General features: G+C 58.8%; 9 protein-coding genes. 6 read left to right on the top strand and 3 right to left on the bottom strand.

Annotated features, from left to right (window positions below):
* Window positions 1-143: 143 nt before the first annotated feature.
* A complete protein-coding gene (locus tag AAEZ03_RS20970) occupies window positions 144-590 on the bottom strand; it encodes a DMT family transporter (RefSeq protein ID WP_048368235.1) in 447 nt (148 codons plus the stop codon).
* A gap of 163 nt (window positions 591-753) precedes the next feature.
* On the opposite strand from AAEZ03_RS20970, the gene moaC reads away from it, so the two are divergent.
* From moaC to AAEZ03_RS20950, 4 genes are all read left to right on the top strand, one after another.
* Window positions 754-1,227 (top strand): cyclic pyranopterin monophosphate synthase MoaC, encoded by a 474-nt coding sequence (gene moaC / locus AAEZ03_RS20965; protein WP_123750132.1) that lies wholly within the window; start codon window positions 754-756, stop codon window positions 1,225-1,227.
* Window positions 1,224-1,469, top strand: coding sequence for a molybdopterin converting factor subunit 1 (gene moaD / locus AAEZ03_RS20960; RefSeq protein WP_262123791.1), 246 nt, complete (start codon window positions 1,224-1,226; stop codon window positions 1,467-1,469). Before moaC ends, moaD begins: the two co-directional genes overlap by 4 nt.
* 3 nt (window positions 1,470-1,472) lie before the next feature.
* A complete protein-coding gene (moaE, locus tag AAEZ03_RS20955) occupies window positions 1,473-1,940 on the top strand; it encodes a molybdopterin synthase catalytic subunit MoaE (protein ID WP_350581267.1) in 468 nt (155 codons plus the stop codon).
* A gap of 156 nt (window positions 1,941-2,096) precedes the next feature.
* Window positions 2,097-4,118 carry a type VI secretion system Vgr family protein gene (locus AAEZ03_RS20950; protein WP_350581264.1) on the top strand — a complete coding sequence of 674 codons (2,022 nt, stop codon included), beginning with the start codon at window positions 2,097-2,099 and terminating at the stop codon, window positions 4,116-4,118.
* 78 nt (window positions 4,119-4,196) lie between these two features.
* Here AAEZ03_RS20950 and rhlB read toward each other — a convergent pair whose 3' ends face one another.
* Window positions 4,197-5,687 carry an ATP-dependent RNA helicase RhlB gene (gene rhlB, locus AAEZ03_RS20945; RefSeq protein ID WP_350581262.1) on the bottom strand — a complete coding sequence of 497 codons (1,491 nt, stop codon included), beginning with the start codon at window positions 5,685-5,687 and terminating at the stop codon, window positions 4,197-4,199.
* Window positions 5,688-5,771: 84 nt separating this feature from the next.
* Window positions 5,772-6,428 (bottom strand): alpha/beta hydrolase, encoded by a 657-nt coding sequence (locus AAEZ03_RS20940; RefSeq protein WP_350581260.1) that lies wholly within the window; start codon window positions 6,426-6,428, stop codon window positions 5,772-5,774.
* A 419-nt stretch (window positions 6,429-6,847) separates the two neighbouring features.
* Between AAEZ03_RS20940 and AAEZ03_RS20935 the strand changes: the two genes are divergently transcribed.
* Entirely contained in the window at window positions 6,848-7,876 is a 1,029-nt protein-coding gene (locus AAEZ03_RS20935; RefSeq protein ID WP_048368227.1) for an amino acid ABC transporter substrate-binding protein, read from the top strand.
* A 68-nt stretch (window positions 7,877-7,944) separates the two neighbouring features.
* Window positions 7,945-9,126, top strand: a complete 1,182-nt coding sequence (locus tag AAEZ03_RS20930) for an amino acid ABC transporter permease (RefSeq protein ID WP_278941270.1) — start codon at window positions 7,945-7,947, stop codon at window positions 9,124-9,126.
* Window positions 9,127-9,134: the final 8 nt, after the last annotated feature.

The following is a 9,134-nucleotide window of genomic DNA, read 5'->3' as shown; positions in this document are numbered from 1 at the left end:
TCCGAACATTGTGTTCGCTATGTCCCCGGTCCATACACTCCCGAAGGAGAGGGAACCGATTGGGGGATGCTGAAGATTCTCGGTAGCCTGTTTGCTGCGCGACAGCGCGGCGTCGAAGACGGGGCGGCCCCTCCTACCCATAATCAGCCGCGCGAAGCGATCAAAAATCCGGCCAGCACCACACTCACACCCAACAGTTTTTGCAGACTGGGGGTGTTTTTTGGTAGCCCAAGCAAGCCGAAGTAATCAATCGCCAGCGAGATGATCAACTGGCCCACCACCACCGCCATGATGAAGTTGAGCGCGCCCAGGCGCGGCACGGTAATCAGCGCCACGGTGATGTAAAAAACCCCGGCCAGGCCTCCGAGCCACATCCACCAAGGGCCGCCCAGCAGTGCGCCAAGGTTGGGGCGGGGCACTTTGACCAGCAGCATCACCACGGCGATTGCGGCGCCGCTGACCATCAGGGAAATGACCGTGGCCCAGAACGGGTGACCGAGCACGGCACCGAGTCGGGCGTTGCTGCCGGCTTGCATCGGCACAGCGGCGCCGGCCAGTAAACTCAGGGCAATGGCTATAAAAAATGGCATGGATTTGACCTCTCTGAACGATGTGCATGTTGTACGTGCAAACCCGCCAGGCGGCCAATTCGATGTTCGGATGCGCGGTATTCGCGAGGTCGATGGCCCTCGCATACGTGGGCAAAACGCAACCTCGGGCTTACACTGGCAGCTCTTGTCTGGAGAACTCCCTGTGCTGACTCATTTAGATGCCCAAGGCCGCGCCAATATGGTTGATGTCACCGATAAAGCGGTGACGTCCCGTGAGGCGGTGGCACAAGCCGTGGTACGCATGCGTGCTGAAACCCTGGACATGATCGTCAACGGCGGCCACCCCAAAGGCGACGTGTTCGCCGTGGCGCGAATTGCCGGGATTCAAGCGGCGAAGAAAACCTCGGATTTAATCCCGCTGTGCCATCCGTTGATGCTCACCAGCGTCAAGGTTGAACTCAGCGCCCAAGGCACCGACGCGGTGTTGATCGTCGCGCGCTGCAAACTGTCCGGGCAGACCGGGGTTGAGATGGAAGCCCTCACCGCTGCCAGCGTGGCGGCCCTGACTATTTACGACATGTGCAAGGCGGTTGACCGTGGCATGACCATCGAAAACGTGCGCGTGCTGGAAAAGCTCGGCGGCAAGAGCGGCCACTTTCAGGCAGACGCGTCATGACATTCCACGTGCATTTCTTTGCCCGCTACCGTGAAGCGCTGGGGTTGGACAACGTCTCAGTCGAAGGCCAATTCACCTCTGTTGATCAATTGCGCCAGCACCTGCTGCAACAGGGCGATGCGTGGCAGGTCTTGGCCGAAGCCAACCTGATGTGTGCGCGCAATGAAGAACTGTGCAAGCTCGACGAGCCGCTGACAGACGGCGACACCGTGGCTTTTTTCCCGCCCGTGACCGGAGGCTGAGCCATGGCCATTCGGGTGCAAGCAGCTGCCTTTGATCCGGGCGCAGAAGTCAACGCACTGCACGCGGCCAACCTGGGTGTGGGCGCGGTGGTGAGTTTTGTGGGGTACGTGCGCGACTTCAATGACGGGCGCGATGTAGCGGGGATGTTTCTCGAGCATTACCCCGGCATGACCGAAAAGGCCTTGGCCAACATCGTGGTCGAAGCGCAACAGCGCTGGCCGCTGCTCAGCCTCGAAGTGCTGCACCGGGTGGGGGCACTGGAGCCGGGTGAGCCCATCGTTTTTGTCGGCGTGGCCAGCGCCCATCGTCAGGCGGCCTTTGATGCCTGCGCGTTCGTGATGGACTACCTGAAAACCCGCGCACCCTTCTGGAAGAAAGAACACACCGCCGACGGCCCGCGCTGGGTCGAAGGCCGGACCAGCGACGACGCCGCCGCTAAGCGCTGGCAGCGTTCATCCTCCGAATTGTAGGAGCTGGCGAGGCACGAAGGCTGCGATCTTTTCGGGAACAAAATATCGCAGCCAGGACACAGCGTGATTTCTTTTATTTCTTTCAGAAGTCTCCTACAGCGTCGATTCCTGTTCATCCGTTAGCGTGCCTGCCTCTCTGTCGGGAAGGATTCACGGATGGCCATTTCAGCCCGTAACAACCGTTTTAACCTGAGCATCAAGGGCACCGACCATGAGCTTCAGGTGTTGGCCTTCACGGGCAATGAAGCCATCAGCACGCCTTATGCCTTTGAACTTGAACTGGTCAGCGCACGCGCTGACCTGGACCTCGAGGCATGGCTTCATCAGCCTGCGTTTCTTGCGTTTGACGGCCAAGGGCAGGGGATCCACGGGCATATTTCCAGCATGGGTCGCAGCAGCCCCGGTACGCGGCTGACGCACTACCGTCTGACACTGGAACCGCAACTGGCCTACCTGGCCCATCGCACCAACCACCGAATTTTTCAGCATTTAACCGTGCAGCAGATCATCGAGACCCTGCTCGAAGAGCACGGCATTCTTGGCAACGCCTACACCTTTAATTCGTTCTCGTCTTACACGCCACGGGATTATTGCGTGCAATACGGCGAGTCCGATTTGCGCTTTATTCAGCGCCTGTGTTTCGAAGAAGGCTTCCACTACCACTTTCGGCATTCGCCAGACGGCCATCAGTTGGTGTTCGGCGACAAACAACAAGCATTTGCCTCGCTCAGCCAACCGACGCCCTACGTCCAGGGTGCGGGCATGGTTGCCTCAGCGCCGTCCATCGATCACTTTGGGTTGCGCTTGCAGGCCAACACCAACCGTACGTTTCGCCGCGATTACGACTTTCAGCAGGCCAGCCGCACGCTGGAAGCAGGCAGCAGCGTTGAACGTAACGAGCGCGTGCTCGAAAACTACAGCTACCCGGGTCGCTTCACTGAAACGGCCCAAGGCCAACTGCAAAGCCAGCGCACACTTGAGCATCATCAAACCGGCCACTGCCAGGCCAGCGGCAGCAGCAATCAACCGAGCCTGTGCACGGGGCACTTATTGCCAATGACCGGGCACCCCAATGCGACGTTCAACAGCGGCTGGCTGTTGATTGGCGTTCAGCACGAAGGCAAGCAGCCCCAAGTGCTGGAGGAGTATGGCGCCAACACGGCGCAGGCTGACGCAGGCGGCTTTAGCCAAGGCTATCGCAACACCTTCCAGGCGACGCCAGAGGCGGTGACCTACCGCCCGCAAACTGTCTTCCCCAAACCGCGCCTGATCGGCAGCCAAACGGCTCGCGTCACCGGGCCCGTGGGGGAAGAGATCCATTGCGATGAGTACGGCCGGGTCCGGGTTAAATTTCATTGGGACCGCAGCGCTATCGATGACGATCAAAGCAGCTGCTGGCTGCGCGTCTCGTCGAGTTGGGCGGGGGACAACCACGGCGCGGTGACCCTCCCGCGCGTGGGCATGGAAGTGCTGGTGGGTTACCTCAATGGTGACCCGGACCAGCCCATCATCAACGGTTGCCTGGCCAACAGCCTCAACCCGACCCCGCTCGCACTGCCCGCCAACAAAACTCAAAGCGTATTACGCAGCCGCAGCACTCCAGGCGGGAGCGGCTACAACGAACTGCGCATCGAAGACCGCAAAGGCCTGGAACATATCTACCTCCACGCCCAGCGCGATCTGCAACAACACATCAAAAACGACAGCCGCTTGCAGGTCGAGGGCAAGCGCGAAGAAACCGTCACCGGCAACAGCGTCTCGGTGCTCAAAGCACAAGAACAGCGCACCATCAGTTTGGATCGCAAGGTCCAGCTCAACGCCAACGACCACCTGGCCGTGGCCGTCAGCAGCCACACCCTGGTGGGCGGCGTGCTGGTGGCTGAAGCAGGGATGCAAGTGCATATCAAGGCCGGGGCGCGGGTAGTCCTGCAAGCCGGGGCCAACATCACTCTGATGGCGGGCGGGCAGCATGTATTGATTGGTGCGGCGGGCATCTACGCCAGTTGCCCGATAGTGCTGGGCGGTTTGCCCGTGCCGGGCCTGCCTGCGGTGCCGTTGTTGCCGGGGGAGGTGGCGCCCATGCAGGGCGTGTCGCTAGCGCCTTCAACGCAAATGCTGGCGTTGAGCGAAGGCAAATCAGTGTGTCCGCAGTGCGAAATTCTTAAAAAACCACTGTAGGAGCGAGCTCGCCTCGCGATCTTTTGGCTTAAAAGATCGCGAAAACCCGCCCCCTATGCAAACGTCGGGGCTGACGTTTTAAGCCGTTTCACTCGGATCATGCGGCTTGCGCACCGCTCTGACCACAGGGCGCAGCAGTTCAGTCGGCGGTGTTTCGCAACTGATTTTGCGGCCCAGCTTTTCTTCGATGGACGGCAACTGGTACGAGTCGTCTTCACCGGCAAAACTGATAGAGACACCTGCCGCGCCCGCGCGACCTGTACGGCCAATACGATGCACGTAGTCGTCCGGCACTTCGGGCAGGGTGAAGTTGATCACGTGGCTGATGCCGTCGATGTGGATGCCGCGACCTGCGACGTCGGTCGCCACCAGCACGCGGATTTTGCCTTCGCGAAAGCCTTCGAGGGTCTTGATGCGTTTGTGCTGGGGCACATCGCCGGACAGTTGCGCAGCATTGATGCCGTCGCGCACCAGGCGTTCTTCGATGCGCCGCACTTCGTCTTTGCGGTTGGCAAATACGATCACGCGTTCCCAGCCGTTGTCGTTCACCAGGTTGAACAACAGTTTGTATTTGTCAGCACCCGCCACCGCGTACACGTGTTGCTCAACCAATTCGTTGGCCACGTTCTGCGCTTCGATTTCAACGATTGCAGGGTCGGTGGTCCACTGTTTGGCCAGGTTCATCACGTCTTCGGTGAAGGTCGCGGAGAACAGCAAGGTCTGACGCTCAGCCTTCGGCGGCGTCTGGCGAATGATCTGGCGTACTTGCGGGATGAAGCCCATGTCGAGCATGCGGTCAGCTTCATCGAGCACCATGACCTCAACCATGTCCAGGTGCACTTCGCCGCGCTGGTTGAAGTCCAGCAGACGGCCCGGTGTGGCCACCAGAATGTCGCAGTGACGGGCTTCCAGCTGCTTGAGCTGTTTGTCGAAGTCCATGCCGCCCACGAAACTCATGACGTTGAGGTTGGTGTATTTGGTCAGGTCGGCGGCGTCTTTAGCGATTTGCACGACCAGTTCGCGGGTCGGCGCAATGATCAGCGCGCGCGGCTCGCCCATGTAACGCTCTTTGGGCGGCGGGGTCTGGGTCAGTTGGCTGATGATCGAGACCAGAAACGCTGCGGTTTTGCCGGTGCCGGTCTGGGCGCGGCCAATGGCATCGCGGCCACTCAAGGTGTAGCCCAGCACTTGCGCCTGGATCGGCGTGCAGTATGGGAAACCCAGGTCCTGGATGGCGTGCATCAGTTCAGGAGTGAGCTTGAAGTCATGAAAGCGGGTTTTGCCTTCTTGTGGCTCAACCACGAAGTCTTCGAGTTTCCACGGGATGACCACAGGCTTTGGCACAGGTGTACGCCGTGGTTTGGCCGCTTTGGGTTTTTCTGCGCGCGCAGGTTCAGGTGCGGGCGTGGCTGCGGGCGTGGACACCGCGGCGGGTGCAGGTGCAGAACGGCCAGGCTGTTGCGCGTCGGTTCGCGGGCTGGGGCTGCTGGGGGGAGTCATGGACGCTGGCGCGAGCGGCTCAGCCTCGCTTTTGCCGAATATTTTTTTGAGTGCTTTGAGCACGGTCATCTCATCAGTTGGTTAAGGAGTGTACGCCGGGCAGTGTAATGCAAGTCGCGTGCTCGGCGTAGTAAACGACTGGATGTTTCGTTTTTAGCGCAGGCGCTCGGTCAGCCAGGCACCGATGTCGCGAATTTCTTCTGGTAACACTTCGTGCCCCATCGGGTACTCCTGCCATGTAACGCTCACACCCAAACGCTTCAAGTGTTCATACGCGGTACGGCCCATGGAATTCTGGACGACCTCGTCATATTGGCCATGCAGGCACAAAGCCGGCGTGCGTTGCTGGCTGGCGGACAGTTCCATCTCATTACTGAAGGTTGGGGCATAGGTGGAGAGGGCAAGTACGCCACCCAATGCGCTCTGCCATTTTAGATAGGCGGTATGGAAGACCACGGCGCCGCCTTGGGAAAAACCGGCGAGGAAAATTCGGCTGGCGTCTATTCCGGCACTTTTCTGTGCTTCGATCAGCGCAACCACAGTGTCCGCCGATTCGTTCAGTTCTTGTTCACTGATCGAACGGGCCGGGCTCATGGCCTTGATGTCGTACCAGCTGGGCATGGCATATCCGCCATTGATCGTCACTGCACGGGTCGGCGCCTGTGGCAAAACAAACCGCGTGGTCAGCAGCGTTTCTTGCAGTGCTTCGGCCACCGGGAGGAAGTCGTAGCGGTCTGCACCTAGGCCGTGAAGCCAGATCACACAAGCGTCTGCGGGCTTTTGCGGTTGAAGGATCAAAGGTTCGGTCATGGCTGCTCCATTATTGGGCGCTCGCGCAAAAAGCGTGCGCAAGAAGAGTGCGTGTTCGATTCAAATTTAAAGAAGATGTCGCCTGCTTGAACGTTTTACCTAAAGAAACATATCGAGACGCATAAATCTCCACAGTGGTACGGGCCTTGCTATGAGCACAGGGACGTTAGCTGAAGCATCTTCGCGGGTAACACTAACAGGCTACAGGCGAGGGTGGGGCAGCAAAACTCCTGACGGGTGAAGTTAGACAAGGAATTCAACGGCTCAAGTGAGCGCTTCAGTTTGAAGGCGAGTGCGATATATCCATCGCTCAAGGCTTATGCCGCTTGGCCCCATAAAAAGCCAACACGGGTCAACAATGCCTCACAAGGGGGCGGCGGGTCTTGTTCAAACACAACAAAGCAAGACTGGAGGTTTGAATGAAGCAGTTGAAATCCACCCTGGCCCTGGCCACCGCCGCTGTGGTGTTGAGTGTCACGGGTTTCGCTCATGCCGGCGCAACACTGGATGGCGTTAAAAAGAAAGGCTTCGTGCAGTGTGGTGTCAGCGACGGTTTGCCGGGTTTTTCGGTGCCTGACAAAGACGGCAAGATTCTGGGGATCGATGCCGATGTCTGCCGCGCCGTCGCTGCTGCGGTATTTGGCGACGCCACCAAGGTCAAATTCAGCCAGTTGAACGCCAAGGAGCGCTTCACTGCCCTGCAATCGGGCGAAGTGGATGTGCTGTCGCGCAACACCACCTGGACCAGTTCCCGTGATGCGGGCATGGGCATGCTGTTTACCGGCGTGACCTATTACGACGGCGTTGGCTTTTTGGTCAACAATAAGCTCGGCGTGAAAAGTGCCAAGGAGCTGGACGGCGCGACCATCTGCATTCAGGCCGGGACCACCACTGAACTCAACGTATCGGATTACTTTCGGGCGAATAACCTGAAATACACCCCGATCACCTTCGATACCTCTGACGAGAGCGCCAAGTCCCTCGAGAGCGGCCGTTGCGACGTGCTGACCTCGGACAAATCCCAGCTGTATGCACAGCGCAGCAAGCTGGCCAACCCGAACGACTACATCGTCTTGCCAGAAACCATTTCCAAGGAGCCATTGGGCCCGGTCGTGCGCAAGGGTGATGAAGACTGGTTCAGCATCGTGCGTTGGACCCTGTTTGCCATGCTCAACGCTGAAGAAGCCGGCATCACCTCTAAAAACGTCGTGGCTGAAGCCAAGTCGACCAAAAACCCGGACGTTGCCCGTTTGCTGGGTGCGGATGGCGAATATGGCAAAGACCTGAAACTGCCGAAGGACTGGGTTGTACAGATCGTCAGCCAGGTCGGTAACTACGGCGAAGTGTTCGAGAAAAACCTCGGTAAAAGCACCCCTCTGGCCATTGACCGCGGGCTGAACGCCTTGTGGAACAACGGCGGCATTCAATACGCACCGCCTGTGCGCTGATAAGCCCTGTCACCCGGTGGGCCAACCACCGGGTGCTGTTTTTGATCCATTTTTTACTGGGGCATTTCATGCAGACAAAAGTCGGCGCACCCAAGCCCAGGCTTAGCCTTGGCGATCCACGTGTGCGTGCGTGGGTATTTCAGATCATCACCGTCGCGCTGGTGGTCTTCATGGGTTGGTACTTGTTCAACAACACTCAGACCAACCTGCAACACCGGGGGATTACCTCGGGTTTCGACTTTTTGGAACGCAGTGCCGGGTTTGGTATTGCGCAGCATTTAATTGATTACACCGAGTCCGACAGCTACGCCCGGGTCTTTGTGATCGGCTTGCTGAATACGCTGCTGGTGTCGGTGATCGGCGTGGTCCTGGCGACCATTCTGGGCTTTATTGTCGGCGTCGCGCGTTTGTCTCCGAACTGGATGATCAACAAGCTGGCGACGGTCTACGTCGAGGTTTTTCGCAATATCCCGCCGTTGCTACAAATCCTGTTCTGGTACTTCGCGGTCTTTTTGACCATGCCGGGGCCGCGTAACAGCCACAATTTTGCCGACACGTTTTACATGAGCAGCCGTGGCCTGAACATGCCGGCCGCCATTGCAACACCCGCATTCTGGCCGTTTGTGATCAGTGTGCTGCTGGCGATTGTGGCGGTGGTGATGACGGTGCGCTGGGCGAAAAAACGCTTTGAAGCCACCGGTGTTGCGTTTCACACCTTCTGGGCCGCGTTGGGCCTGTTGCTGGTGATTCCAGGGCTGTGCGCGCTGGTAGTCGGTGCGCCAGTGCATTGGGAAATGCCCGAGCTCAAGGGCTTCAACTTTGTTGGTGGCTGGGTGCTGATCCCGGAACTGTTGGCGCTGACCATCGCCCTCACGGTGTACACCGCAGCCTTTATTGCCGAGATCGTGCGTTCGGGCATCAAGTCGGTCAGCCATGGCCAGACTGAAGCCGCGGCCTCGCTGGGCCTGCGCCCAGGGCCGACGCTGCGCAAGGTGATCATCCCGCAGGCGCTGCGAGTGATCATTCCGCCGCTGACCAGTCAATACCTCAACCTGGTGAAAAACTCATCGTTGGCGGCAGGTATCGGCTACCCGGAAATGGTTTCGCTGTTTGCCGGTACGGTGCTGAACCAGACCGGGCAAGCGATTGAAGTGATTGCCATCACCATGAGCGTTTATCTGGCGATCAGCATCAGCATTTCGCTCCTGATGAACTGGTACAACACGCGCATTGCGCTGATCGAACGGTGAGGGCGCGA

Origin of the sequence: Pseudomonas sp. HY2-MNA-CIBAN-0224 (assembly GCF_040310285.1) — a bacterium.
GTDB classification, from domain to species: Bacteria; Pseudomonadota; Gammaproteobacteria; order Pseudomonadales; family Pseudomonadaceae; genus Aquipseudomonas; species Aquipseudomonas helleri.
The sequence above is the reverse complement of the archived record's forward strand: the minus strand, read 5'-3'. Positions and strand labels throughout refer to the sequence as shown.

Bases quoted from the DNA above. Each gene is read 5' to 3' on its own strand.
- AAEZ03_RS20950 (WP_350581264.1), top strand. From the start codon at position 2,097: ATGGCCATTTCAGCCCGTAACAACCGTTTTAACCTGAGCATCAAGGGC.
- rhlB (WP_350581262.1), bottom strand. From the start codon at position 5,687: ATGACCGTGCTCAAAGCACTCAAAAAAATATTCGGCAAAAGCGAGGCT.
- moaE (WP_350581267.1), top strand. From the start codon at position 1,473: ATGGCCATTCGGGTGCAAGCAGCTGCCTTTGATCCGGGCGCAGAAGTC.
- AAEZ03_RS20930 (WP_278941270.1), top strand. From the start codon at position 7,945: ATGCAGACAAAAGTCGGCGCACCCAAGCCCAGGCTTAGCCTTGGCGAT.
- AAEZ03_RS20935 (WP_048368227.1), top strand. From the start codon at position 6,848: ATGAAGCAGTTGAAATCCACCCTGGCCCTGGCCACCGCCGCTGTGGTG.
- moaD (WP_262123791.1), top strand. From the start codon at position 1,224: ATGACATTCCACGTGCATTTCTTTGCCCGCTACCGTGAAGCGCTGGGG.
- AAEZ03_RS20940 (WP_350581260.1), bottom strand. From the start codon at position 6,428: ATGACCGAACCTTTGATCCTTCAACCGCAAAAGCCCGCAGACGCTTGT.
- AAEZ03_RS20970 (WP_048368235.1), bottom strand. From the start codon at position 590: ATGCCATTTTTTATAGCCATTGCCCTGAGTTTACTGGCCGGCGCCGCT.